Genomic DNA, 25,798 nt, shown 5'->3' on the forward strand with positions numbered 1-25,798 from the left:
CAGCGCGCCGGTTGTCGTTGTCAGCCGTCCTCGGCCGGGGGCCGGACGGCGACGCCGTACCGGTGCGGCCGTGACGAGATCCGCGGTACCGCTCCCCGTGGCCCTGACCCGGTGGCGTTCCCCGAAGCCGCCCCACCCCCCTACGGATGAATGAGGATGTGTCATGGAAACGACGCCGCCTGACGACACCGAGGTCCACGACGTCATCGTGGTGGGTGCCGGCCCCGTGGGCCAGACCGTGCTGGAGCGGGCACGGGCCGCAGGTCTCTCGGCCGCCCTGGTCGAGCGCGAGCTCGTCGGCGGCGAGTGCTCGTACTGGGCCTGTATCCCGAGCAAGGCGCTGCTGCGGCCCGTCGTCGCCGTCGGCGACGCACGCCGGGTCGAGGGGGCGAGCGCCGCGGTCACGGGCGCGGTGGACCCGCGCGGCGCCTTCGCGCGCCGGGACCGTGTCGTGACCAACTGGAACGACAGCGGGCAGGCCGACAACATGACGGCGCTGGGGGCCACGCTGGTCCGCGGTCACGGCCGTCTCGCGGGGGAGCGACGGGTGGCCGTCGAGGGCCCGGACGGCGCGCGGCGCATGCTGGAGGCGCGGCACGCGGTCGTGGTGTGCACGGGCAGCGGCGCCTTCTTCCCCGATCTTCCGGGCATCGAGGAGGCGCGCCCGTGGAACAACCGGAGGGCCACCGATTCCGAGCAGGTGCCCGGCAGCCTCGTCGTGATCGGCGGGGGCGGTGTCGCCGTCGAGATGGCGAGCGCCTGGCAGGGCCTCGGCGCCCGGGTCACCCTCCTGGCCCGGGGCCCCGGTCTGCTGTCGCGCATGGAGCCCTTCGTCGGGGAAGAGGTGGCACACGGCCTCGCGGAGTCGGGTGTGGACGTGCGCACCCGCACCGACGTGGTGTCCCTGAGCCGGCCCGACCCGGCCGGCCCCGTCACCGTGCGGCTGGCCGGCGGGGGCGAACTCGAAGCGGACGAGGTCCTCTTCGCCACCGGACGCACCCCGCTCACCGACGACATCGGCCTGGACACGGTCGGGCTCACCCCCGGAACCTGGCTGGACGTCGACGACGCCTGCCGCGTGCGCGGGGTCGAAGGCGGGTGGCTGTACGCGGCGGGCGACGTCAACCACCACGCCCTCCTCACCCACCAGGGCAAGTACCAGGCCCGCATCGCCGGAGAGGCCATCGGAGCCCTCGCCCGCGGCGAGAGCCTCGACACGGCGGCGTGGGGAGCCCATGCCACGACCGCCGACCGCCAGGCGGTCCCCCAGGTCTTCTTCTGCGACCCGGAAGCCGCCTCCGTCGGGCTCACCGCGGCCGAGGCGGAACGGGCGGGCCACCGGACCAAGGTCGTGGACGTCGACATGGGCGCGGTTCCCGGGGCGTTCCTGTACGCGGACGGCTACCGGGGACGGGCCAGGATGGTGGTCGACCTGGACGGCCACCGTCTCCTCGGCGTCACCTTCGTCGGCCCCGGGGTGGCCGAGCTCCTCCACTCGGCGACCGTCGCCGTGGCCGGGGGCATCACCATGGACCGTCTCTGGCACGCGGTGCCCTGCTTCCCGACGATCAGCGAAGTATGGCTGCACCTGATGAAGGCGTACCGCGGCTGACACGCCGTGCCGGAGGCCGGTGGCATCGGTGTGCCGGGGGCCGGCCGGAGCCGTGGACGGTGACGGTCACGGATCCGCCTCCGGCACTGCCGGGGAGGCGGTGGCGCCGGTCCGCCGCTCGCGTGGGTGGACCGTCCGGTGGGACGGGACCGAAGCCCCACGTGGGGACTGCGCGGGCCGCGCGCCGCTGATCGACCGGCGCACCGCCGACGGCCCGGAGTGGACCATGGTCCGCGAGTGTGTCGCGGCGGGTCATCCCTCGACGAACGTGACCGTCTCGCTGAGCGGCGCCCGGCCCGTACGGGACCGATCCGCCGTGGTGTCCTCGAACCCGATCGACATGCCGCAGAACAGGACGAGACCGTCCGGGGGTGACACGACCTCCGCGACGGTCCTGTGGTACTTCGCCCAGGCCATCTGTGTGCAGCTGTGCAGTCCTTCGGCGCGGAGCAGCAGCATGACGGTCTGCAGGTACATGCCGAGGTCCGACCATTGGGGCCGGCCCATGTCGCGGTCGATGTAGCAGAACAGCGCCACGGGCGCGCCGAAACAGTCCCAGTTGGCCGCCGCCGCCCTCTGGCGCGCCTCCAGGTCCTCGCGCGGGATGCCGAGCGCGCCGTAGCGCTGCTCGCCGAAGGCAGACCGGCGCCCCTGGTAGGGGGCCTTCAGCGCCGGCGGGTACTGCTCGTACTCCGGTTCGTCCCAGGGGTCGCCCGAGGCCACTCGCTCCCCGGCGCGTCTCTTGAGCTCGGCCAGGGGCCCGCCGGTGAGTGCGTAGACGTGCCACGGCTGGAGGTTGGATGCGGACGGCGCCCAGGCTGCCGCCGCCAGCACTCGCTCCAGCACCTCGCCCGGGACGTGCCGGTCGGTGAACGCGCGCACCGCGTGCCGGCTTGCCACCGCCTCGTATACGTCCACTCCGTCTGCCTCCCTCCGCCACCTCTCAGGGTTGACCGCCGAAGCCCGGGAAATGTGACAGCACACCGCGCCGCCGTGCTCGGGGACGAGATCCGTCAGCAGGCGGACCCTCACTAATATGGAGTAAGGACACGTTTCCGGACGCTGACAGCGCGGAGAGGCCGGGCGGCAGGAGGTCAGGGCGTTGACCTGGGCGAATTCCTACGATGCGGTCGTCGTGGGGGGCGGCCACAACGGCCTGGTGGCCGCGCTGTACCTGGCGCGGGCGGGATGGTCGGTGGCCGTGCTGGAGCGCGGCGCCGCGGTGGGTGGCGCCATCGCCGGCGGCGAGGTCACACTGCCCGGGTTCGTGCACGACCTGTACGCCACCAACCAGAACCTTTTCCTCGGCTCACGGGCGTACGCCGACTTCGGTGACGATCTGACACGTCACGGACTGCGGTTTCGGACCACCGACCATCCGTACGCGAACGTGTTCCCGGACGGCCGCAGTGTGCGGGTGTATCACGACTACCCGCGCACCCTCGCCGAGTTGGGGGCGCATGACGCCCGGGACGCCGAAGGCTTCGCCGGCCTGTACGGGGAGTACCGAAGGTTCGCGCCGTACCTGTTCGGGCTCTACGGATCCGCGGTGCCCTCGGCCGCTGCCGGCCGCCAGGTGCTGAGCCTGCTGCGCCGTCACGGTCTGCGGGGTGCGGCCGAGCTCGCGCACACGCTGCTGATGAGTACGCGCGAGCTGGGCGATGCCTGGTTCGCCACCCGGGAGGCGCGGGCGATGGCGGCCTGCTGGGGCATGCACCTGGACTTCGCCCCTGACGTCGCCGGCGGGGCGATGTTCCCGCTCCTGGAACTGTTCGCGGACATGGAGAACGGCATGTCCGTCGTCGAAGGGGGCGCGCAGCGGCTGCCGCAGACACTCGCCGCCGTCCTCGCCGAACAGGGTGGCGAGGTCCGCACCGGTGTCGAGGTGGACCGGGTGGTGTGCCGGAACGGGCGGGCCGTGGGCGTCCGCACCACCGAGGGGGACACGCTGACGGCCCGCCGTGCGGTGATCGCGAACGTGGGGCCCGCGACGCTGTACCGGCGACTTCTGGAATCCGAACAGGTACCCACGCAGGTGCGCGGCAGAGCGTCCCGCTACCGGTACGGGCCGGGCACGTTGATGCTGCATCTCGCCCTCGACGGCCCGCTGCCCTGGGCGGCGGGGGCGGAACTGGCGGATTTCGCCTACGTCCATGTGGCGCCGTACGTCGATGACCTGGCGCGTACGTACGCGGAGTCCCAGGCCGGGCTCCTGCCCGTGGAACCCTTGCTGATCGTGGGGCAGACCTCCGCCGTGGACCCGACTCGGGCCCCGGCGGGCCGACACGTCGTATGGATCCAGGTCCGCACCGTGCCCTCGGTGGTGCGGGGTGACGCAGCGGGAGAGATCCGCTCCACCGACTGGTCCGGAGCCGTCGACGCGATGACCGACCGGATACTGGCCAAGCTGGAGCGCTACGCACCCGGTACCCGGGCGCGGATCGCGGGCGTCACCTCGTACTCGCCCCAGGACCTCGAAGCGGCCGACCCGAACCTCGTCGGCGGCGACAGCATCGGGGGCAGCCACCACCTGGCCCAGAACCTCGTCTTCCGGCCGATGCCCGGGCACAGCGGCTACCGCACGGCGATACCCGGGCTGTACCTGACCGGTGCGGCGACCTGGCCCGGCGCGGGCACCAACGCCACGTCGGGCCGGCTCGCGGCACGGCGCGTGCTCAAGGACTCCCGTCCCGGATCCGCGCGTGGAGCTCACCGGCCGCGGCGTCACCCACGCGTCGCACTTGGACCTCGGTGATCTCGGTGACCTCGGCGGCCTGGCCGACCAGGTCGACCGGGTATCGCCGGGCGGACCGGGCGCTCCCCGGTCCGGAGCGGTCGGGACCGGTCAACTGGGCTGACGGGTGGGCATGATGGTGACCTGCTGGAGGTTCGCCCGCGGAGGCAGGCAGGCGATGAAACCGACGGTCTCCGCGATGTCCTGCGCGGTCAGCCACTCCATCGTCTCCTTGGAGCCGTCCAGCCACTGGAGGGCTCCGTCATCGGTGACGTGGCTCTGCAACTCGGTGCCGACGATGCCCGGTTCGATGGCCGACACGCGCACGTTCTTCGCGCCCAGTTCGACACGCAGGTGCCGGGAGAGGTGGGTGACGTATGCCTTGGTGGCGGAGTAGACGGCGAAGTTCGGGAAGATGTTCTGCGCCGCGATCGACGAGGTGTTGATCAGGTCGGCCACCCCCCGTTCGCCGGCCGCGGCTACCAACTGTGGTGTGAACGCGCCGATCGCGTTCATCAGACCGGTGATGTTGAGGTCGATCTGGTGCTGCCACTGGTCGGCGGCCAGCTCCTCGATCGGGGCGGGCAGCATCACGCCCGCGTTGTTGAACAGCAGGTCCGCGGCGCCCAGTTCGGCGGCCACCCGGTCGGCCGCCGCTCGTACCGCTGCCGCGTCCGTGACGTCGGCGGCGATCGCCACCGCGGTGCCCCCGGCCTCCTGGATCCGGGTGACCACGTCGTCCAGCCGGTCCGCGCGGCGTGCCAGCACCGCCACGGCGGCCCCCAGCCCCGCCAGGTGCTCCGCCGACGCCTCACCGATGCCGCTCGACGCTCCGGTGACGACAGCCACCCGGCCGTTCAGCGGCTTGCCGGACGTTTCCGTAGACATGAGTGCCTCCACCAGGTGGGAAGAGAAAAGGTAAGAACCATTATTTATCGGTTCAACTCCACCACCTCTGCCGTACACGCCGTGCGACCGCTGCGATCAGGTCCGGGCGGGCAGGCGCCACGACGGTACGGGCCGGGCCGGTCGGCTCAAGGGCCCGACGCCCGGCCCGCCCGCACCGGACGTCACGCGGCGCTGCCGAGCGCCCGGACGGTCTCGTCGAAGAGCCGGTCGGCCGACGTGGGATCGATCGCGTACGGCGCGACCCCGGCCCTGCCCGGTGCGGGGTCCGGCTGGAGCGGCGCGAGGGCGGCGTCCTCGAAGTACCGGCCGGTGATCCCCGCGACGAGCGGGGAGGCGGCGAGCAGCACCGAGGTGGCCGCGCCCTGTTCCGGCGTCTTCCAGCCGGGCGGCACGTCCAGGGTGGCGCCCGTGGAGTCCTTGGCGCCCACGAACGTCAACTGGTCGTCGTCGAGGTGCCGTTGCAGGTTGGTCATGATGCCGCCCGGGTGCAGGGAGTTGACCGTGATCCCGTCGCGCGACCACCGCTCGGCCAGGGCCACCGTGAACAGCACGACGGCGGTCTTGGACTGCGCGTAGGCGGTCCAGGGCTCGTACGGCCGCCGTTCGAAGTGGATGTCGGCGAAGTCCACGGGGGCCATCAGGTGGGCGGAGGAGGCGACCTGCACGACGCGGCTCGACTCCGCGGACGCCAGTGCTCCGTGCAGGCCCAGTGTCAGGGCCGCGTGCCCCAGATGGTTGGTGGCGAACTGGCTCTCCCAGCCCTCCGGCGTCCGCACGAGGCCGGGCAGTGCCATGATCCCGGCGTTGTTCACCAGGATGTGGAGCGGTCCGGTCCACGAGGCGGTGAAGTCCGCGATGCTGTCGCGGTCCGCGAGGTCGAGGCGGGCGACACGAACGGCGCCTCCACGGCTCACCGCGCGGATCTCACCGGCCACCCGTCGCGCGGCTCTGGGGTCGCGCACGGCCAGGGTGACGTCCGCGCCGGCCTCGGCGAGGGTACGGGCGGTCACCAGGCCGATCCCGGACGCTCCGCCGGTGACCACGGCGTGCCGGCCGGTGAGGTCGACCCCGGCGATCACCTCGGCGGCCGTCGACCGGGCGGTGAAGGGGAGGGAGGGTGCGCTGGGCATGGTGGGTTCCTCTCGGACGGTGAGGGAGGCGGGGCGAAGGTGTGCCGGGCCGCATCCGCCGTCGCGGAGACGGGTGCGGCGCGGCCTAAGAAAAATCCAACCGGATGGTTTATCCAACTGGATGGTTTATTCGTACACCCGCCCTCCCGGAACCGTCAAACCATCTGGTTGTTTTAGGATGGCGCGCATGAGTTACGACTCCTCCGCCACCCGCGCGCGGCTGCTGGCCGCGGCGTACGACGAGTTCGTCCGCGTCGGGTTCGCGGGGGCCCGGGTCGACCGCATCGCCACCGCCGCCTCGGCGAACAAGCAGGCGATCTACGCCTACTTCGGTTCCAAGGAAGCCCTGTTCGACGCGGTCCTGGCCGACCGGCTCCGGGTCCTGGCGGACGTCGTGCCGTTCACGCCGGACGATCTGGCCGCCTACAGTGGCGCGCTGTTCGACGAGCTGACGGCCGACCCCGGACTGCAACGCCTCACCCAGTGGAAGATGCTGGAGCGCCCCGAGGCCTCGGATCAGGAGCGAGAGGCGCATCTGTCCAAGGCCGCCGCTCTCGCCGAGCACTACGGCGTCGGGGTTCCGGTCGCGATGGACGCGATGATGATCGCGCTGGCGGCGGCCCAGAGCTGGAACATGACCGCCTCCGTGATCCGCGACCCCCTGGACGGGGATCCGGGGAAGCGGGTCGCCGGCCACCGTGCCGCCATCGTCACGGCGGTCGCCGCGGCCGCCTCCGCACTCCTGGAGAGGCCGGAGCCCGCCGAGGGGGAGTGACCGGGCGGCAGGGCGACCACGGACGGGAGAACCGTTCGGAGCGGTCGGGCGGGTCGGGCAGGTCGGTACGGGCCATCGGGCGGCGCCCGATGGAGGAGCGCACGGCGGTCGCCTGTCGGGGGGCGGTCAGCCCGTTCCCACCTCTGCCCGGTCCTCCAGGGCGGACAGGGACTCGCCCCTGCCGTCGTCCTGCCGCCGGATACTGCCGTTGCGCAGACGCTGGACCGTGACCATGGCGGCGTCGTCGTTCAGGTGCATGTCCCCGCCCACGTGAGCGGTCAGGCCGTCGAGAATGTACGGGAGCAGTTCGTCCGGCCCTCTGACCGGCCACCCGGCGATCCGGGCCTCGAGGTCGAAGAAGGTGCCTTTCGGGTCGCGGGCCTCGATGACGCCGTCGGTGTAGAGCAGCAGCAGCGCTTCCTCGGCCAGCGGCAGCACCGTCGTGGCGTAACCCTGCGTGCCGGTGCTGTTCAGCCCGAGAGGCGGTGCGGGCCGCTGAGCCGGAACGGACCGGACCACGTCTCCCTCCACGAGGAAGGGCGGAGGGTGGCCGCAGTTGATCATCCTGACGCACGAACCGTCCGCGGATATCTCCAGCAGGAGCGCGGTGATGAAGCGCTCCGCGACATCGGGATCGGTGGCGGCCACTTCTTCGAAGTGGGCCTGCACCGCTTCTTCGAGGAGGGCCATGAGCTGGGCCAGTGACGGTGTCCGGCGGGCTGAGCTGCGGAACGCCCCGAGCAGCGCGGCCGCGTCGTCCACGGCCGCCAGGCCCTTTCCCTTGACGTCTCCGATGAGGAAGCGGACGGCGCCGTCGGCACGGGCGACGGCGTACAGGTCGCCCCCCACCAGGGCCTGCGGGTGGGAGGCCCGGTACTCCGCCCGGATGCGCAGCGAACCGATGGACGCCGGCATCGGACGTATCAGGACCCGCTGAACGGCCTCGGCGACGGCCCGTACACCGAGCAGTTCCCTGGTGGACCGTTCCCGCAGGGTGCGAAAGGCGATGACGCACAGCGAGACCAGGACGATCGCCACGAGGTGCACGACGAACGTGGACGTGCCGAAGAGCCCGTCGTGCGCGTCGAGCACGACGCACGAGGCGCAGGACAAACCGGCGATGGTCGCGGTGACGCGTGCCCCGGCGAGAGCGGCCGTCGCCGCGGGAACCGTGGCCATGAGGGAGCCGAGGTGTTCCGACGTGGGCAGCATGAAACCGAAGCCCAGAATGGTGGCGATCATGGCGATCGCGAAGAGGAACGGCCCGTAGCGGCTGGCGGTCACGGCGTGCCCCGCCGCCCTGATCCGGGCCGATCGCGCCGTGCGGGGCGAGGGCGTCCGACGCGCTGTGCCGCCGGGGCGCAGGAGCCGGACGGGTCGTGCGAGGAACCGCAGGGTCTCGTCGAAGCGAGTGGTCCCGGCGTGGCTCCGGCGGTGCTCAGAGCGCTTGCGGTCTCTGCGTACGGCGATGCCCAGCATGGTTCACCATCTATGTCTCCGCGGTGTCGATCCCGGGCGCGGGCGGCCTGCGCGGAGAATGGCGTGCGCATGGCCGTACGCCTGGACGACCGGAAGAGTGGCAGCGTTTCCCGCGTGCCGCTCGACTTCGGCTGTTGCGTGCGTCCCGCACGGTGAGTCGGGAGACGGCCCTCGGACCGCTCCGCCCTGGGGCGAACGCCCTTGCGAGGCACGCGAACGTCAGGGGCCGCCGGGTGAGCGTGCGCTCTCCGGGCCGCCGAACTGCCGGCGACTCGTCATGCCCCTGGCGTGCGGAGCCTCATTCTGGCCAAGGGTAGAACCCGGGGGCAGACTTGTGCAAGGAAAGTCAGCTTTTGTCGGGTCTGCACAGAATGCGCTGATGTGTGCGGCTGTGATGAACGAGGGTCGGCTACCCCTCGGGCGTGGTCGCTTCCGTGATCGCCGCGAGCACGCGCTCCGTGTCCGCCTGGGTCGTGCGCCAGTTGCTGAAGGCCGCGCGCAGGGCGGGCACGCCTTGGTAGGAGGTCTGGGTGACGAAGGTTTCTCCGGTGGCCGCGACTGCCTGGACGGCGGCCCGGACCGCCTGCGGAGTGGGGGAGCCGGCGAGAGTGAAGCAGACGACGTTGAGGCGGACGGGCGCGAGCAGCCGCAGATGAGGGACCTCCGCGAGGGCGTCGCCGAGGCTCGCCGCCGCGGCGGTGTTGCGGGCGACGATCTCGCGGTGACCGTCCCGCCCGTAGGCCACCAGGGAGAACCAGGCCGTCAGGGCACGCAGCCGACGGGAACTCTCCGGCGTCAGGTGCAGGAAGTCGGGGTCGGGCAGCGCGGGCGGACCCAGGTAGGGCGAGGAGTTGTGAAAGACCCGGACCTGAAGGTCTTGCCGTCGCGTGAACAGGACGGCGCTGTCGTAGGGCACGTTGAACCACTTGTGGAGGTCCACGCAGACCGAGTCCGCGAGGTCGAGGCCCTCGGTGAGGTGCGCGTGGGAGGGAAGCAGCGCGGCGAAGGCACCGAAGGCGGCGTCCGCGTGCAGCCAGAAGCCGTAGCGGTCCTTCAGCGCGGCGATGGCACGCAGGTCGTCGAAGTCGACGGTGTCGACGGTTCCGAGGTTGGCGACGACGATGGCCGGGCGGCCGTCCAGGCTCTCCAGTTCGCGGGCGAGCGCCGTGACGTCCACGGCCTCACGGTTGCCGGGCAGGAGCGGCGTCCGGCGCACGGCGGAGCGGCCGAGACCGAGGACGGAGGCGGCTTTGGTGATGCTGGAGTGCGGTGCTCCGGACAGTACCGTGACCGGCCCGAGCGCGGCCGCTCCGTCCTGGGAGACCGATACGTTCCGCTGTTCGCCCAGCCACTCGCGCGCGAGGGCCAGACCCACGGTGTTCGACATGGTCGAGCCGGTGACGAAGGCACCGCTGTGTGCGTCACCGAGTCCGAACAGTTCGCGCAGCCAGGTCAGCGTCTGGCGTTCGAGCGCCGCCGCGGACGAACCTTCGCCGGAGCCGGCGTTCTGGTCGTAGACGCTGGTGAGCCAGTCCGCGGCGATCGATGCGGGCGTCGCGCCGCCGGTCACGAACCCGAGATAACGCGGGCCGGCGCTGCCGGAGAGTCCCGGTGCCCACTGCTCGGTGAAGCGGGCCAGCGCGCCCCGGGTGCCGGACCCTTCGTCCGGCAGCGGTTCCGGCGCCGGCGCGCGACGCGGCTGCCAGGCCGGCCGGTCGTCGAGCCCGGCCAGTTCCCTGGCGGCGAGGCCGTGGACGGACTGGAGCAGCTCCGTGAGCCGGGCGCGGTCTTCGGCGAGCGTGGGATGCATGGAGCTCCTTCGTCGTGTGCTGCGCTGCGGGCATGCCTGGGCTGTTCAGTGTGCGGGTGAACGGAGGCCCTGGGCTCCTGTGTCGCGAGACCGGCAAGTCCTCGCAGGTGATCTTCGTACCGGCGGGCGCGGAGAGCTTGTCGGCCGTCCGCTCATGGTCCGTCCCGGAGAACGGACGGCGGTGCCGGTCCTCCGGGCCGAGCGGCGGCGCGGCGATGGCATCCGGCCGCCGGAGACACCACGAGCGCGGGGAGGAGGGAACGGACCGCGACGCTCCACCGGACGTCTCCGTACCCGCGTACGGCGTCCGCGGCGGGAAGCCACCGCCGCACGGTGTACGGCGCGGCACGGAACGCGCGGTCACGGGGCGGAAGTTCACGGCCGGTCGCCTCGCCGGTGATCCGCGCCACGACGGAACGGGACCTGAGTGGGGCACTTCGTGCCGGGAGCACTCCGAAGCCGCCGTCGGCCTCCGCGCGGAGGGATGCTGAACCAGCAGTCCCGCCCCGCAGGCGTGGTGGGACGTGCCCGTGGCCGAGACCGTGGGGCCGCCCGGCCGCAGTCGAGGCCCGCGAGGCCCACCGACAGCGACCTCGCAGCCCACCGCCGTCACCATTGAAGGAGCCGCGCCGATGAAGACCGTCACCCACTGGATCGGTGGCAGACCCTACGGGGATGGATCGAGTGCCTCGGGCACCTGGGCCCCGGTGACCGATCCGGCGACCGGAGAGGTCACCACGCTGGTCGCGATGGCCGGCGCCGACGAGGCCGACGCGGCGGTCGCCGCGGCGAAGGAGGCGTACGCCACCTGGCGCACGTCCTCGCTCGCGCGGCGGACCGCGATCCTCTTCCGCTACCGCGAGCTGCTGCACGCGCGCCGTGACGACCTCGCCGCGCTGATCACCGCCGAGCAGGGCAAGGTCCACGCGGACGCGCTGGGCGAGGTGGCCCGGGGCCTGGAGATCGTCGAACTGGCCTGCGGACTCGGCATGGCGCTCAAGGGCGACACGTCCACGGAGGTGTCGGACGGCGTCGACGTCGTGTCGGTCCGCCGGCCGCTCGGTGTGGTCGTCGGCATCTCACCGTTCAACTTCCCCGCGATGATCAGCATGTGGATGTTCCCCATGGCCATCGCCTGCGGGAACACCTTCGTCCACAAGCCGAGCAGCAAGGCGCCGTCCGCGTCCATGCTCCTGGCGGAGCTCGCCGCCGAGGCCGGTGTGCCCGACGGTGTGCTCAACATCCTGCACGGCGACGAGATCGCCGTGAACGCGCTGCTCGACCACCCGGACGTGGCGGCCGTGTCGTTCGTGGGCTCCACGCCGGTGGCCCGGCACGTCTACGCCAGGGCGTCCGCCGCCGGCAAGCGCGTCCAGGCCCTCGGCGGCGCCAAGAACCACATGCTGGTCCTGCCCGACGCCGACCTCGACGCGGCCGCCGACGCCGCGGTGACCGCCGCCTACGGCTCCGCGGGCCAGCGCTGCATGGCCGTCTCCGTGGTGGTCGCGGTCGGCTCGGCGGGCGACGCGCTGGTGCCCCGGATCGCCGAGCGGGCCACGAAGGTCACGATCGGTCCGGGCGACGACCCGAGGTCCGAGATGGGCCCGCTCGTCACCAGGGCCCACCGCGACGAGGTCGCGAACCACGTCGCGGGCGCGGCCGCCCAGGGGGCCGACGTGGTCCTCGACGGCAGGGACTTCACCGTCGCGGGCCTCGAGAACGGGCACTGGATGGGGATCTCGCTCCTCGACAGGGTCGGCACCGACTCGGACGTCTACCGGAACGAGATCTTCGGTCCCGTCCTGTGCGTGGTCCGCGCGGAGACCTACGAGGAGGCCATGGACATCGTCAACGGCTCCCCGTTCGGCAACGCCGCCTCGATCTTCACCCGCGACGGCACGGACGCGGGTTCTGGCTGGGCACGGCTTGATCGCCGATCTACGAGGGCAAAAACGCTGGCCACGGCATGTTCGGCTCATTTGACACCCAGTTGAGGGCACAGATAGGAAACAGCTCTCTGAGGTGGAGAGGTGGACTGTGCACGAGCCGAACGTGGTCGGGGACTGGCAGGAGTACGACGAGCATGCCGGCCTGCGTGTCCGCGTTCACGGAGTGGAGACGGCGGAGCCGCCGCGGGGGCGCGACGACGCCGCCGAGGGTCTGACCTACTTCCGCTGCCGTGTGACCGTGGAGAACCGCTCCGGCGAACACTTCGGCATCCACCTGGAGGACGGCCAGATCGACATCCGTATCGGCCCCGACGGCGAGAGCGCCCTCCTGGACTGGCGCAACTCCCAGTTCATCGAGGGCTATGACGTCTATCCGCTGCGCCGGGCCACCGCGGTCCTCTACGCCGCGGGCCCGGACGCCTCGCTTCCCCGGGTGGACATCCAGATCCAGCTGAAGGTCGACGACGAGTGGACCGACCGTTACCTCTGGGCGGGCGGCGTCGATCCGTCCGAGGGTCCGGCCGACGCCGAGACCCGGGCGGACCTGGGCGGGGACAGCCTCGCCTGCCAGGTGAGCAACTTCCTGAGGAAGGAAGCCGGTTCCTGACAGGCGGTGCGAGCGGCGTCGCGAGGCCGTCCGCTCAGCCCGTCCGGCCGTCGGGTCGGCCGGGTCGTCGGGCCGGCCGACGTGTGCCGGTCAGGCGGTGCGGGCGGCGGTACGGCGGGCGGCACGGCGTTCCGTCGTCCAGTAGAGGAGTGCCAGGACGGGCAGGGCGGTGCCGAGCACGCTGACGGCGGTCCAGCCCGCCGCGTGGTACGCGATGGAGCCGAACTGGGACCCGAGCGCGCCTCCGACGAAGAACGTGGCGATGAAGGCGCTGTTGAGCCGGGCGCGGGCGTTCGCGTCGAGCTGGTAGATGGTGTGCTGGCCGAGGATCAGGGTGGTCTGGACGGCCATGTCGAGCAGGACCGCGGCCACCGCGAGCAGGGCCACGTGCTCCTGGCCGAGCCCCGCGGCCGCGAAGGCCACGGCCGCGACGACGAACGCGACGCCGGTCACGGGACGTACGTGTCCCCGGTCGGCCCAGTGCCCGGCGAGCGGGGCGACGGCCGCACCGGCGGCACCCACCAGGGCGAACAGGCCCACCCCGACGGGGGAGTAGTGGAAGCGGGGCCCCGTCAGGACGTAGGAAACGGTCGTCCAGAACGCGCTGAACGCACCGAACATCGCCGCCTGGTAGAGACCCCGGCGCAGCAACACGGGGTGGGTGCGCACCAGTTGCAGTGTGGAGCGCAGCACATGGACGTACGGGATGGTCGTCGTCGGCGCGTGCCGCGGCAGGGCGGCGCGCAGGGCGAGGGCCAGCAGTGCCATCAGGACGGCGGAGCCGAGGTAGACCACGCGCCAGCCGGCCACGTCGGAGACCAGACTGCTCAGGGTCCGGGAGAGCAGTATGCCGGTGAGCAGGCCGCTCATCACCCGGCCGACGATCCGGCCGCGGGCGTGATCGGGGGCGAGGCTCGCCGCGAAGGGGATCAGGATCTGGGCGACGACCGAGGTGCCGCCGCTGATCAGTGACGCGATCAGCAGCATCGGGAAGTTCGTGGCGAGGCCGGCCGCGACCAGGGCGAGCGTGGTGACCGTCAGCAGCACGGTGATCAGCTTGCGCTTCTCCAGCCGGTCGCCGAGCGGTACCAGGAAGACCATGCCGAGGACGTAGCCGACCTGGGTGAGGGTGATGAGGCCGCCGGCGGCCGCCGTGCCGACGTGGAAGACGTCGCGCAGCGAGGACAGCAGGGGCTGGGCGTAGTACAGGTTGGCCACCGTCATGCCGGAGGCGACCGCGAAGAGCGCGACCAGCCATCCCGGTACGCCGTGCGCGGCCGTGGTGGCGGTCGGGTCCGAGCGCTTCAGTTCGGGGGATACGGACACGGGCACCTTCTCGGGAAGGGGAACCGGTGGGACGGTTCGGGGACGGACCGGGTGGCGGTGAAGCGGCTTCCTCGTCGCTCGCACGGTTGCCTCAGCGCCGCGGCGGCCCGATTGCTTCCCCCGTCACGACGATGATCGAAGATGTCTGTCATCTCTAAGGAAGATGAAGGGGCTCAGGGCGCGGCGAGGGACGGGCGCGCGGGGCGGGACGAGCGGCTCCGCCCCCGGTCAGGTCATGTGCCGCAGCAGTGCCGCGACGGCCGGCGGGGCCTCGCCCCGTGGCCGGACCACCATGACCTTCCAGCTCGGCGCGTGCCGGTCGAACCGGTGCGTCCGCAGGTCGGGGAACCGGGCGGCGATCGAGCCGGGCATGACGCAGACGCCCAGGTCGTTGCGGACCAGCTCGGACGCCGCCACGATGTCGTTGACCTCGAAGGTCGGCTCGCGCTCGACGGCGGCGGCACGGAACGCCCGGTCGACGGAGAGCCGGATCGCCCAGCCGGGCGTGAAGTCCACCAGCGGCAGCCGGGCGGCCTCGGCGAGCGTGACCGTCCCGTCCGCGCCGGACCCGGACAGGGCCCGGTCGGGCGCGGACACCAGCACCATCTCCTCGTGGGACAGCAACCGGGTGACGAGCCCCCGCTGCTGCTGGCGGTCGAGGGCGACCACGGCGAGATCCACCGTGCCCTCGCGCAGCGCCTGCCGGATGTCGGTCACCGCCGCCTGCCGCAGCCGCACCGACACCTCCGGATGCTCCGCACGCAGTGCGGCCAGCGGGAGGTGGAGATCGGCCCACACACCCTGCATCGTGCCGACCGTCACGCGGCCCCGCAGCCGTCCCTGGACCACGTCGACCGCCGACCGGGCCTGTTCGGCGGCCCGCAGGGTCGCCCGTGCCGCCGGTACGAAGGCCTCACCGGCCGGGGTCAGCGACACCCGGTGCGTGGTGCGGTCGAACAGCGCCGTTCCCAGCTCACGCTCCAGCGCGCGCACCGTGCTCGACACCGCGGACTGCACCACGTGCAGCCGCTGCGCCGCCGCGGTGAAGCCGCCTTCCTCGGCCACCGCGACCACGACCTCCATCTGCCGCAGATCCATGTGCTCTCCCGACGCCGCGGATCATCTCCTCCTGATGATGACCCCCGCCGGCGGTGTGTCCCGCTGCCGGGCCCGTCCGCGTGGTGCGGCGCACTCCGGCCGGCGGCAGGGGGCACCGCGCGCCGCCGTGCTGCGTCACGCGGCCGGGCCGTCGCCCTCCCGCTCCTGGTGGGAGTAGCGCTGTTCCTTCCAGGGGTCCGCGAGGTTGTGGTAGCCGCGCTCCTCCCAGAATCCGCGTCGGTCCGCGGTCATGTACTCGATGCCGCGCAGCCACTTGGCGCTCTTGTAGCCGTAGAGGTGCGGCACGACCAGACGCAGCGGGAAGCCGTGCTCGGCGGTGAGCGGCTCACCGTTGTGGTGGGTGGCCAACAGGGTCTGCCGGGTCGTGAAGTCGCTGAGGCGGAGGTTGGCCCCGTAGCCGTACTCGGCCCAGGCCATCACATGGGTGACCTCGGGGGCCGGAGGGGCCAGGTCCAGCAGGGCCGTGGCGGCGATGCCGAACCACTCGTGGTCGGTCGACGTGGGGCCCGTCGCGCAGTGCAGATCGGCGACGACCGTGATGTGCGGAAGCCCGGTGAGGTCGTCGAAGGACCACGAACGCTCCTCGCCCGTGGCGGTGGCGCCGAACACCCGCAGGTCCCAGCGCTCCGGGCGGAACCTGGGAACCGGGCCGTAGTGCGAGACGGGCCAGCCCTGCACCCTGCGCTGGCCCGGAGGAAGGGGGTGGGGCGCACCGGGTGCGCCGCCGGCCGCGCCGGGTCGGTCGCCTGTCATCTCCGGCTTCCCCTCTCCCGCGGCCGCGTCTCCACCCGTGCAGGGTATGCGTTCACTCCTGGTGACGCCGAGGCAGGGTTCGGCCTGTCCCTGGGCGGCCACCGCGATGGTTCACGCGTGTCCGCACCACCACGGACGCACCCGGCCGGCGCCCGCCCCGACACCGCGCGACGACGCCGGGCCCGAGGGGCGCGGCGGAAGAAAATGGGGTGGAGCTCCCGGGGAGTGCGTCGCTAGGGTCGCGGAATGAGTACGCGCACCTTCCGTATCACCGTTCGCGGTGTCTTCGACCGACTCGGCACCGATCAGCGCTCCGAGCTCCTGGCCCGGGCGGCGGAGCACGACGTGCTGCGCGCGGCGTTCACCGCGGAGGGACACCTCAGCTACGACCTGGCCGTACGGTCCGCCTTCACCTTCCGCTTCCTGGACTCGGGCGAAGAGGAGGAGGACATCCTGGAGGCGACCGAACGCGCCGAGGAGGCCGCGCGGGCGTGGCTGACCGAGCGCGGCTACCCCTACAAGAACCTCAGGTCCAGCGCCGAGGACCTCTCCCAGGCACCCCTGGGCAAGCGGCGCCGCCGCGCCGCCGCCGGGTGACGGACGGGCGTACGGAACGGGTGTGAGGGGGACGGGCGGGACCCGCGGCGGCCCTTCCCCCGCGCCGGGTGGCGGCTCCCACGCCGGGCCTTTCAGGGGTTACATGGTGATCGACCAGTTCGTCGCAGGAACCGCGGAAGGGAACCGTCATGCGTTTTCGGAAACTCGGCAGCTCGGACCTGGAGGTCTCGGAGATCTCCCTCGGCTCCTGGCTCACCTACTCCGGAGGCATCCAGGCCGACCAGACGCGCGCCTGCACCGAGGCCGCTTTCGACGCGGGCATCAACTTCTTCGACACGGCCAACGTCTACGGCCGGGGCGCGGCCGAGTCGGCCTGGGGCGAGATCCTCTCCCAGCACCCACGCGACTCCTACATCCTGGCGACCAAGGTCTGGGGGCAGATGTCGGACACCGACCAGGGCCTGTCCGCCGACCAGATCGGCAAGCAGATCGACGCCTCGCTGCGACGGTTGCGGACGGACCACGTCGATCTGTACCAGGCCCACCGCTTCGACGTGAACGTGCCGATCGAGGAGACGGTCGAGGCACTCCAGGAGGTCGTGCGGCAGGGCAAGGCCCGCTACCTCGGTTTCAGCGAGTGGACCCCCGAGCAGATCCAGGCGGCCGTGGACCTCGCGGGGCCGGAACTGTTCGTCTCGTCGCAGCCGCAGTACTCGATGCTCTGGCAGGCGCCCGAGGCGGAGGTGTTCCCGGTGTGCGCGGCCAACGGCATCTCGCACATCGTCTGGTCCCCGTTGGCGCAGGGCGTGCTCACGGGCAAGTACAAGCCGGGGCAGCCGCTCCCCGCCGACAGCCGCTTCGCCAACGACGCGATGAGCGGCTCCAAGGACCTCGTCCTCAACGACGCCGCTCTGGAGGCCGTGCAGCGGCTCGTTCCCGTGGCCGAGGGCGCGGGTGTGAGCCTGCCGACCCTGGCGCTGGCCTGGGTGCTGCGCCGCGGTGAGGTGGCGTCGGCGATCACCGGAGCCTCGCGACCCGAGCAGGTGCACGCCAACGCCGCCGCCGCGGGCGTGCACCTCACGGACGACGTGCTGGCCGCGGTCGACGCGGCCCTCGGCGACGTACCGGTGACGCGTCCGACCCTCGCACCGTTCGCCGCGGAGGGCGTCCTGCGCCGCTGACGCCGCCGGCCTCCGGCCGCCCCCTGCCGCCCGCCGTATCAGTGCGGGCACGCCGCGCGTGACGCCGGGCGCGACCCGCACCATGGCGTCACGAGCGACGCGGTGAGCGATGGCGAGCGATGTCCTGGGCTGCTGTCACAGGGCCTTGAGCAGCCGCTCCGCCAGGACGGCGGCCGAGGCGGGGTTCTGCCCGGTGAACAGGTTGCGGTCCACCACCGTGTACGGCTTCCACATCTCGCCGCGGGTGAACTCGACGCCCAGGTCCTTGAGTTCGTCCTCCAACAGCCACCTGGCCCGGGAGGCGAGCCCGACGGCGTTCTCCTCGTCGTTGGTGAAGCCGGAGACCCGGTATCCGGCGAACGGCGAGACGCCGCGGATCCTGGTGGCCAGCAGGGCGGCCGGGGCGTGGCAGACCACGGCGAGGGGTTTGCCGGAGGCGAGCGCCGCGGTCAGCAGCCGCCCCGCGTCGGCGTCGACACACAGGTCCTCCATCGGACCGTGCCCGCCGGGGAAGTAGACGGCGTCGTAGTCCTCCAGGCGGGCGTCGGCCAGCTGGATGGGCCGCCGCATCTCCTCCGCGGACCGGATGACGGCTTCCAGGTCGAGGGCGGTCTGCGCGCCGCCCGCCATCTCGGGACGCAGGCTCATCATGTCCACGTTGGGGACCACCGCGCCGGGGGTGGCGACGACGACCTGATGTCCGGCTTCGGTGAGCGCCTTGTACGGGGCCGCGAACTCCTCGGCCCAGTAACCGGTCGCGTGCCGGGTGCCGTCCTTGAGCGTCCAGTAGGTCGCTCCGGTCATCACGAACAGAAGTTTCGCCATGGTGAGACCGCCTCCTCGTCTCTGCTGGGGGGATGCCGTCAGGGCGAGGGGGGTGGCACGTCGTCCGGGACCGGAGCGCCGTCGCCGTCGTCGGCTGGGACGGGGCGCGGGATGAGCCGGTCCTCGAGAGCGTCCATCCCGAAGAGAAACGCCATCATGAGACCCGGCGCTAGCAGAGCAAGCATGATCACAGGACCTCCCCAGGGGGTAGTCAAGCTGTGGGCCGCCGTGGTGCCGCTATTCGAGTATGGGGCCGTATGGGGTAGCACGCATGTCGTGCCCGATGACCGAGAGTGACCTGGTCAGCGCCCTGACTCGGCGGACACCACACCACACCTCGCCCGGCACCGGCCGCGTGCCCGCCTCCCGCGCACCGACCGGACCGCGCCCAAGTCCTAGAGGTCGAGGACGATTTCGCCGGCCGGTCGGCTGCAGCAGATCAGGACGGTTCCGGCCGCGGGCGGTTCGAGGGGCTGGGTGGTGTAGGCGGCGTCGCCCGAGACGACCGGGGTGACGCAGGTGTGGCACACGCCGGTGCGGCAGGACCAGCGGGTGGGGACGTCGCAGGCCTCGGCGAGTTCGAGGAGGGACGCGCGGTCCGCTGACCACGCGGTGGTGATGCCGCTGCGGGCGAAGGTGACGAGCGGACCGGTCGCCACGGAACCGGTGGCCGCGGTACCGGTCGGCTGGTGCGGCCGGACCTGCGGCGCGGCCGTGATCCCGGGGTTGAGGGCGGGCAGGGCGCTGAAGACCTCGGTGTGGATGCGCTCGGGCCTCAGCCCCTGCGCCCGCAGATGACCTCCGAGGGTGTCCATGAAGGCGGGCGGGCCGCAGAGGTAGGCGTCGGCGTCCGCGGGAATGGCCATGCCGGCCAGCGACTCGGCGGTCAGACGCCCTTGCCGGACATGGGCGTCACCGTCGGACCGGATGACCTCGCCGGCCGCGGTGTACGAGAGGTACGCGCGGCCGTGGGGGAGCCGGGCCAGCAGCTCCCGGGACTCGGCCGCGAAGACGTGCTGCGCGCGGTCCCGGGCCGTGTGGATCCACCACACCGGGCGGGGGTCCCGAGCGCCGGCGAGCCGGTGGAGCATCGCCAGCACGGGGGTGGCGCCGATCCCCGCGGAGACGAGGACGACCGGTCCGGTGCCCTCTTCGAGGACGAACGTCCCGCGCGGGCTCGCGATGTCCACGAGGTCCCCGGGGTGCAGGCAGGCGTGGAGGTAGCCGCTGACCCGGCCGTGGGGCTCGCGCTTCACGCTGATGCGGTAGGCGCCCGCGCCGGGGGCGGAGGACAGGGAGTAGCTCCGTACGGCGGGAGTGCCCTTCCCCGTGCTGAGCCGGATGGACAGGTACTGACCGGGCCGGGCCTCGGGCAGCGGTGTGCCGTCGGTGGCGTGCAGGTGGATGGAGGTCACGCTGGGGGTCTCGGGGACGATCCGGGCCACGCGCAAGGTCCTGAAGCCGGGCCACCCCGGTTCCTGTTCCGGTGGGCCGCCGTGCGCGAGTTCGCGGAACGACTGCTGCCAGCCGGGGCTCAGGGCGGGGATGTTCAGGGCGCTGCGGAGCTTCGCGGGATCACGGCCGGGCAGGTAGAGCAGCGCGTCGGTGTCGGCGACGCTGAGTGCTTCCGGGCCCCGTCGGGTGCGGGTGATGTCATCGCCGGCCTGTACATGCCCCTCGTCGATGACGCGCAGATAGAAGCCGGGACGGTGATGGGCGACCAGGAGCGAGGCCATGGCGGGTTCGCCCAGGCGCATCCCGACGCGGTAGCAGGTGACGCGGGGCTGGGTGACCTCGAACTCCGCCTCGCCGATGCGGTAGCGGTCGCCGATGCACACCTCGTCGTCGGGGAGGCCGTCGACGGTGAAGTTCTCCCCGAAGCTGCCGGGGGTGAGGTCCTGGCGGCTCAGCTCGCGCTCCCAGTACCGGTAGGACTCCAGCTGGTAGACGAGGACCGCCCGGTTCTCGCCCCCGTGCCCCGCCAGATCACCCTGGCCGTCTCCGTCGATGTTCAGGCGCCGCACCATGCGGCGGCCGGGCACGGGCGCCTTCCACGCGCCCGTGTGGACGGTCCTTCCCTGCCACGAGACGTCCTTGGGCTTCCCTACGTTCACGGACAGCAACGTCGCCATTGCGTACTCCTGCGTGGGTGGCCGGCCGGGAGCAACTCCCCTGTGGCGGCTCTTCTTGCGCCATGGCCGATTTTAGTTCTTCGACCGCCGCCGTACCGGTTCGGTGGCCCGGGGCCGCTCGCGGGCGGACGCTTGAGTGGAGTGCCGGGCCCGGTCCGGCCCCGGAGGGGGACCCGATCAATCTAACCGGTAAAAGTGTATTGACAGGTTAGGGGGAGCGTGGTCGACTGATCACATAACCCTTAAAGGTGAAGTGAGAGGTTAGAGAGATGACTTCCGTAGTCCATCACCGCACCGCCACCGTCGGTGGCCTAGAGGTCTTCTACCGGGAGGCCGGCGACCCGCAGGCGCCGGCCCTGGTCCTGCTCCACGGCTTCCCGACCAGCTCGCACATGTTCCGCCACCTGATCCCGGCGCTCGCCGACCGCTACCACGTCATCGCCCCCGACCACATCGGCTTCGGCCAGTCGGCGATGCCCTCCCCGCAGGACTTCCCGTACACCTTCGAGGCCCTCACCCAGGTCACCTCCGACCTGCTCGAACAGCTGGGTGTCGACCGGTTCGCGATGTACGTGCAGGACTACGGCGCTCCCATCGGCTGGCGGCTCGCGCTACAGGCCCCGGACCGCGTCACCGCGATCGTCACCCAGAACGGCAACGCCTACGTCGAGGGCTTCGTCAAACCCTTCTGGGACGGCGTGTTCGCCTACGCCGAGGCGCCCGGACCGGAGACCGAAGCCCCGATGCGGGGCGCCCTGACCCCCGAGATCACCCGCTGGCAGTACTTGAACGGCGTCGCCGACCCCAGCCTCGTCAGCCCCGACAACTGGGTCCACGACCAGGCCCTGCTGGACCGGCCAGGCAACGACGAGATCCAGCTCAGGCTCTTCCGCGACTACCCCACCAACGTGGACCTCTACCCGAAGGTCCACCAGTACTTCCGCGACTCCCAGGTGCCGGTCCTCGCGGTCTGGGGCGCCAACGACGAGATCTTCGGTCCCGCGGGCGCGGAGGCGTTCCGCCAGGACCTGCCCCAGGCCGAGGTCCACCTGCTCGAGTCGGGGCACTTCGCGCTGGAGAGCCATCTGGAGAACATCACCCAGTACATCCGCGACTTCCTCGGCCGCGTCGTCGCCTGACGCGCCAGGGCGGGGACGGCCCGAGCGGCCGGAGCCGCCGACGACCGCGCGGTCCACGGCCGGTCCCCTGCTCCCGCGGCCACCTCCCGCCGGTACGGCACCGCCCCTCCCGCGGGCCCGGAGCCGACCGCGGCACCTCCCGGGGGTGCGAGGTGTCCGCCGCGTCCGGCACCTCGCGCCCCGCATTCACCTCGTACCCCTCACCTCGCGCCCCGTCCTCACCTCGCACCCGGAAGGAACGAGCCATGGGACTGTCCTGGCAACAAGGGCCGCTCTCGGCGACCGCGATCGGACACTTCCTCACCCCCGAACCCCTGCCGCGGCGCCTGCTGTTCGCCGAGCGGCTGCGTCGCCGTATGCGTGTGCGGTTCAACGGGGCCTGGGTCGCCGACAGCGAGAACGTCCTGCTGCTGCACGAGCCGGGCCGTTACCCCGTCGCCTACTTCCCGCGCGCGGACGTCGATCCGCGGGCGCTGGTCAGGAGCGACAAGGTCACCCGGCATCAGGATCTCGGTGAGACCTCCTGGTACGCCGTGCACGTGGGCGACCGCACCACCGAACGCGCCGCCTGGGAATTCACCGCGCCGCCCGGACACGCCGCCGCCTTCGAGGACCGCGTCGCCTTCGCCTGGCGGGCGATGGACGCCTTCTACGAGGAGGACGAACGCGTCCTGGGACACGCGGCGGACGCGTACCACCGCATCGACATCCGCAACACCTCCCGCACGCTGGAAGTCCGGCTGGGGGACACCGTGGTGGCCCGCTCCGAACACCCGGTCGTCCTCTACGAGTCCGGCTTCGCCCCGCGCTGGTACGTTCCGCGCGCCGACATCGACGAGAGCCGGCTCAGTCCCGTCGAGGGGCAGACCTTCTGCCCCTACAAGGGGCTGTGCGACTACTACGACATCGGCGCCGCGCACCGCGCCGCCTGGTCGTATCGCGACGCCTACGACGAGGTCGGCCGCATCGACGGCATGGTCTCCTTCGAGCCGGACCAGGTCGAGGTCCGAATCGACGGCCGGCGGCTGGAGACCGAGCCGGGCCAGCAGGTCGTCCCCCACGGCGTCGACCGCGGTCTGGACGCCGAGGAGACCAGGTCCCGCTGACTCCGTACGATCCGAAAGGCTCACGGGGTGCCGGGAGTCGACTCGATGACGACGACCCGCGCCCACTCCGGCGGTGAGTCCGGGACGTAGTCGGGATCGTTCTCGTCCCACGACGAGGACGAGCGCTGCCGGGGGAACAGGCCGACCACCGTCCGGCACGGTGGCCGGCTGCTCGGCCAGGGCGTCTGACCGTCGGTCAGGACCACGACGACATCCGGTCGGGGCCCCCTCCGCAGCGCCCTCGCGAAGCCCGTACGCAGGTCGGTGCCCCCGCCGCCCACCAGCGGTATCCCTTCGGCCCGGCAGAGCGAGTGCACGATCGGCGAGGACGCGTCGCACGGCAGCACGGTGATGAGGTCGCGACGGCCCCCCACGGCGCGGGTGATCGCGGCGACCTCGCGGAGCGCGCCGCCCAGTTCGGCGTCGCTGACCGACCCTGAGGTGTCGATGATCACGGAGACCCGAGGCGGTCTGCGCCTCAGGCTCGGCAGGACGGTGCCGGGTACCCCCGCCGAGCGCCGCGACGGCCGGCCGTACGTGTAGTCCTCGCCCGCGCCGGAGCCGGAGGCCGCGGAACGGACGGCCGCTCCCAGCAGGTCCCGCCACGGCTGCGGTGGCTGGAACGCCTCCTGCGCCCATCGGCGCCACCCCTTGGGTGTGTTCCCCGGACGTGCGGTGATGCCACGTGCCACACGGAAGCGCACGGCATCCCGTTCCTGGTCGCTGAGGCCGTACGCCCCGTCCGGGCCCCACTCCCATTCACGGTCCAGTCCGTCGGCGCCGCTGCCGCAGTCCAGCCAGACCAGGCCCTGGGTGCGCGGGCCGAGCCGGAACCGGCGCAGGTAGTCCTCCATCAACTCGCCCTCGGGCAACGCCAGGGTCTCCGGCGTGACAGCGCCTTCGGGCCGCAGGAGACCCTCGCCGAACACGTCGTCGTTGATCTCGCAGTCCGCCGCGATGTTCATCCGCAGCCGTTCACCCGGGCCGGTGAGCCCACGCTCCCGCGCGACCCGGTCACTGCGTCCGTGATGGTCGCGCAGCAGGTGCGACACCTCGTGCACCCATACGCCGGCCAGTTCCTCCACCGGCGTCCGGTCCACGAACGTCGGTGACACGTAGCACCGCCAGTACCGGTCGACGGCCATCGTCGGCACCTGCCGCGACTCCACGGTGTGCAGGGCGAAGAGCGCCGTCGCCAGGTAGGGCCGGACCCGGGCGGCGTGCAGCCTGGCGGCGAAGAGCTTGTCGCGGTCCAGCACCCCCGGCGTCCCCGGCGTGTCCGGTACCTCTGGTGCGTCCGCGATCTCGGGCGCGTACGCCGCCGCCGGTGGGTCCGCCCTCATCGGCCGGCCGCCGCGGCGACCGCGGTCCGGGTCGCCGCGCGGTCGGCCCGCCGGGACAGGGAGACCGCTCCGGCGAGCTTGTCGATCGACGCCGGAACGTCCCAGTCCTCCTGGCGCAGCGAGGCGAGTGTGTTCGCGGGCACGACCACCAGATCCGGTGCTCCGGTCTCCACCGCCCGGACGAGGAGCGTCCACGCGGCCTCCCAGCGCGACCTCTCCGGACGCTTGCGGACCGCCTCCACCACACCGTCGAGCACGGCCTGGCGCAGATCCCCCCGTTCCGGCAGGGCCGCACTCTCCGGGTCGGCGAGCAGCACCTCGGGGTCCGGCAGGTCCATCCGGTCGAGACCGGCCAGCAACTCCAGCCCCGGACCGTCTCCCACGGTGCCCCGGACCAGCAGGGAGAGCACTTCGCGAGAGGAGCCGGCCGCGGTCGCGAAGGCGATCAGACACAGCGTCATCTCCCAGCTCCGGGGTGACGGCCAGGGGCCGCCCCTGCGCGTCTCGTTGCTGGGCAGACGGTGTACGAGTCCGGGCCGGGCGGCGAGGAGTTCGCACACCGCGCGGCGGGCGAGGGCCACGGCTCCCGGCAACCGCTCGGGGTCGAGCCGTGGCAGCGTGGCCCGGGGCCAGGTCCCGCCGAGCCCGCGGACCACGACCTCGTGGTCGTGGATCCACTGGAGGTGGACGAAGCGGTTGGCCAGCGGCGGGCTCAGCTCCCAGCCGTCGGCCGCCGAGGCCCGCGGGTTGGCGGCGGCCACGATCCGCACCCCGGGCGGCAGTTGCAGGGCGCCGATCCGCCGTTCGAGGACGAGGCGGAGCAGGGCGGCCTGAACGGCCGGCGGCGCGGTGGACAACTCGTCCAGGAACAGCAGTCCCCGGCCGGCCCGGACCAGCCGCACCGCCCAGTCCGGCGGGGCCATGGGCACGCCTTGTTCCGCCGGATCGTCGCCGATGACGGGAAGCCCCGAGAAGTCGGACGGCTCGTGCACGCTGGCGATCACCGTGGTCAACGGGAGGTCGAGGGACGTCGCGAGCTGTGTCAGCGCCGCGGTCTTGCCGATCCCCGGTTCACCCCACAGGAGTACGGGGAGGTCGGCGGCCACGGCGAGGGTCAGGGCCTCCAGTTGGATGTCGGGGCGCGGTTCGGTGGACGTGTCGCGCAGCAGGGTCAGCAGCGCGCCCGCGACGTCGAGTTGGGTGGCGCGGGCGTCGGTCGGGCCGGAACGGGGGTGTGTGGACATGCGTGATCACCTTTTGGATGTGTGGCGGGCCGGGAGGGCGCGGGCGATGGGTACCAGGGGTGGCGGA

At 72.2% G+C, this 25,798-nt stretch carries 21 protein-coding genes; 9 read left to right on the top strand and 12 right to left on the bottom strand.

The genetic code is table 11. The features are described from left to right. The first annotated feature begins 163 nt into the window (after nucleotides 1-163). Nucleotides 164-1,612, top strand: coding sequence for a dihydrolipoyl dehydrogenase family protein (locus ACFV2J_RS01040; RefSeq protein ID WP_385436845.1), 1,449 nt, complete (start codon nucleotides 164-166; stop codon nucleotides 1,610-1,612). Between the two features lie 252 nt (nucleotides 1,613-1,864). Here ACFV2J_RS01040 and ACFV2J_RS01045 read toward each other — a convergent pair whose 3' ends face one another. Continuing rightward, nucleotides 1,865-2,530 (bottom strand): nitroreductase, encoded by a 666-nt coding sequence (locus tag ACFV2J_RS01045; protein ID WP_385089214.1) that lies wholly within the window; start codon nucleotides 2,528-2,530, stop codon nucleotides 1,865-1,867. A 184-nt stretch (nucleotides 2,531-2,714) separates the two neighbouring features. On the opposite strand from ACFV2J_RS01045, the gene ACFV2J_RS01050 reads away from it, so the two are divergent. Then, nucleotides 2,715-4,367, top strand: coding sequence for a phytoene desaturase family protein (locus ACFV2J_RS01050; RefSeq protein WP_385089211.1), 1,653 nt, complete (start codon nucleotides 2,715-2,717; stop codon nucleotides 4,365-4,367). 90 nt (nucleotides 4,368-4,457) lie between these two features. Here ACFV2J_RS01050 and ACFV2J_RS01055 read toward each other — a convergent pair whose 3' ends face one another. Beyond that, entirely contained in the window at nucleotides 4,458-5,234 is a 777-nt protein-coding gene (locus tag ACFV2J_RS01055; RefSeq protein ID WP_385436848.1) for an SDR family oxidoreductase, read from the bottom strand. Between the two features lie 182 nt (nucleotides 5,235-5,416). Then, the gene (locus ACFV2J_RS01060; RefSeq protein ID WP_385436850.1) at nucleotides 5,417-6,385 is read right to left on the bottom strand and encodes an SDR family NAD(P)-dependent oxidoreductase; all 969 of its coding nucleotides are present in this window, start codon (nucleotides 6,383-6,385) and stop codon (nucleotides 5,417-5,419) included. Nucleotides 6,386-6,572: 187 nt separating this feature from the next. Between ACFV2J_RS01060 and ACFV2J_RS01065 the strand changes: the two genes are divergently transcribed. Next, nucleotides 6,573-7,160 carry a TetR/AcrR family transcriptional regulator gene (locus tag ACFV2J_RS01065; RefSeq protein ID WP_385089202.1) on the top strand — a complete coding sequence of 196 codons (588 nt, stop codon included), beginning with the start codon at nucleotides 6,573-6,575 and terminating at the stop codon, nucleotides 7,158-7,160. A 126-nt stretch (nucleotides 7,161-7,286) separates the two neighbouring features. Here ACFV2J_RS01065 and ACFV2J_RS01070 read toward each other — a convergent pair whose 3' ends face one another. Together ACFV2J_RS01070 and ACFV2J_RS01075 are read right to left on the bottom strand one after the other, a co-directional pair. After that, nucleotides 7,287-8,444, bottom strand: coding sequence for a PP2C family protein-serine/threonine phosphatase (locus ACFV2J_RS01070; RefSeq protein WP_385089199.1), 1,158 nt, complete (start codon nucleotides 8,442-8,444; stop codon nucleotides 7,287-7,289). Between the two features lie 604 nt (nucleotides 8,445-9,048). After that, nucleotides 9,049-10,449, bottom strand: a complete 1,401-nt coding sequence (locus ACFV2J_RS01075) for a pyridoxal phosphate-dependent decarboxylase family protein (RefSeq protein ID WP_385089197.1) — start codon at nucleotides 10,447-10,449, stop codon at nucleotides 9,049-9,051. A 632-nt stretch (nucleotides 10,450-11,081) separates the two neighbouring features. Here ACFV2J_RS01075 and mmsA point away from each other — a divergent pair. Together mmsA and ACFV2J_RS01085 are read left to right on the top strand one after the other, a co-directional pair. Next, entirely contained in the window at nucleotides 11,082-12,443 is a 1,362-nt protein-coding gene (mmsA, locus tag ACFV2J_RS01080) for a CoA-acylating methylmalonate-semialdehyde dehydrogenase (protein WP_385436853.1), read from the top strand. 43 nt (nucleotides 12,444-12,486) lie between these two features. After that, nucleotides 12,487-13,005, top strand: a complete 519-nt coding sequence (locus ACFV2J_RS01085; RefSeq protein WP_385088217.1) for a hypothetical protein — start codon at nucleotides 12,487-12,489, stop codon at nucleotides 13,003-13,005. 90 nt (nucleotides 13,006-13,095) lie between these two features. Here the strand turns inward: ACFV2J_RS01085 and ACFV2J_RS01090 are convergent, their stop codons facing one another. The 3 genes from ACFV2J_RS01090 to ACFV2J_RS01100 form a co-directional block, all read right to left on the bottom strand. Beyond that, nucleotides 13,096-14,331 (bottom strand): MFS transporter, encoded by a 1,236-nt coding sequence (locus ACFV2J_RS01090; protein ID WP_385436856.1) that lies wholly within the window; start codon nucleotides 14,329-14,331, stop codon nucleotides 13,096-13,098. Nucleotides 14,332-14,559: 228 nt separating this feature from the next. Then, complete coding sequence (locus ACFV2J_RS01095; RefSeq protein ID WP_385088213.1) at nucleotides 14,560-15,429, bottom strand: LysR family transcriptional regulator; 870 nt, start codon at nucleotides 15,427-15,429, stop codon at nucleotides 14,560-14,562. 135 nt (nucleotides 15,430-15,564) lie between these two features. Further along, nucleotides 15,565-16,203 (bottom strand): sulfite oxidase-like oxidoreductase, encoded by a 639-nt coding sequence (locus ACFV2J_RS01100; RefSeq protein ID WP_385088211.1) that lies wholly within the window; start codon nucleotides 16,201-16,203, stop codon nucleotides 15,565-15,567. Between the two features lie 246 nt (nucleotides 16,204-16,449). Here ACFV2J_RS01100 and ACFV2J_RS01105 point away from each other — a divergent pair, with 246 nt between their 5' ends. Both ACFV2J_RS01105 and ACFV2J_RS01110 read left to right on the top strand, forming a co-directional pair. Further along, complete coding sequence (locus ACFV2J_RS01105) at nucleotides 16,450-16,800, top strand: DUF6204 family protein (protein WP_385088209.1); 351 nt, start codon at nucleotides 16,450-16,452, stop codon at nucleotides 16,798-16,800. A 149-nt stretch (nucleotides 16,801-16,949) separates the two neighbouring features. Beyond that, the gene (locus ACFV2J_RS01110) at nucleotides 16,950-17,942 is read left to right on the top strand and encodes an aldo/keto reductase family protein (RefSeq protein WP_385088207.1); all 993 of its coding nucleotides are present in this window, start codon (nucleotides 16,950-16,952) and stop codon (nucleotides 17,940-17,942) included. A 135-nt stretch (nucleotides 17,943-18,077) separates the two neighbouring features. On the opposite strand, the gene ACFV2J_RS01115 is transcribed toward ACFV2J_RS01110, so the two are convergent. Continuing rightward, entirely contained in the window at nucleotides 18,078-18,767 is a 690-nt protein-coding gene (locus tag ACFV2J_RS01115; RefSeq protein WP_385088205.1) for a type 1 glutamine amidotransferase domain-containing protein, read from the bottom strand. Between the two features lie 395 nt (nucleotides 18,768-19,162). Beyond that, nucleotides 19,163-20,899: an MOSC domain-containing protein gene (locus ACFV2J_RS01120; protein WP_385436860.1), complete on the bottom strand. Its 1,737-nt coding sequence runs from the start codon at nucleotides 20,897-20,899 to the stop codon at nucleotides 19,163-19,165. 269 nt (nucleotides 20,900-21,168) lie between these two features. Here ACFV2J_RS01120 and ACFV2J_RS01125 point away from each other — a divergent pair, with 269 nt between their 5' ends. After that, nucleotides 21,169-22,038, top strand: coding sequence for an alpha/beta fold hydrolase (locus tag ACFV2J_RS01125; RefSeq protein ID WP_385088201.1), 870 nt, complete (start codon nucleotides 21,169-21,171; stop codon nucleotides 22,036-22,038). Between the two features lie 245 nt (nucleotides 22,039-22,283). Next, nucleotides 22,284-23,144, top strand: coding sequence for a DUF427 domain-containing protein (locus ACFV2J_RS01130; protein WP_385088199.1), 861 nt, complete (start codon nucleotides 22,284-22,286; stop codon nucleotides 23,142-23,144). Nucleotides 23,145-23,164: 20 nt separating this feature from the next. Here the strand turns inward: ACFV2J_RS01130 and ACFV2J_RS01135 are convergent, their stop codons facing one another. Both ACFV2J_RS01135 and ACFV2J_RS01140 read right to left on the bottom strand, forming a co-directional pair. Further along, nucleotides 23,165-24,487: a VWA-like domain-containing protein gene (locus tag ACFV2J_RS01135; RefSeq protein WP_385088197.1), complete on the bottom strand. Its 1,323-nt coding sequence runs from the start codon at nucleotides 24,485-24,487 to the stop codon at nucleotides 23,165-23,167. After that, nucleotides 24,484-25,731: an AAA family ATPase gene (locus ACFV2J_RS01140; RefSeq protein ID WP_385088195.1), complete on the bottom strand. Its 1,248-nt coding sequence runs from the start codon at nucleotides 25,729-25,731 to the stop codon at nucleotides 24,484-24,486. Before ACFV2J_RS01140 ends, ACFV2J_RS01135 begins: the two co-directional genes overlap by 4 nt. Between the last annotated feature and the right edge of the window lie 67 nt (nucleotides 25,732-25,798).

The organism is Streptomyces sp. NPDC059668, from assembly GCF_042734135.1.
GTDB lineage: Bacteria > Actinomycetota > Actinomycetes > Streptomycetales > Streptomycetaceae > Streptomyces.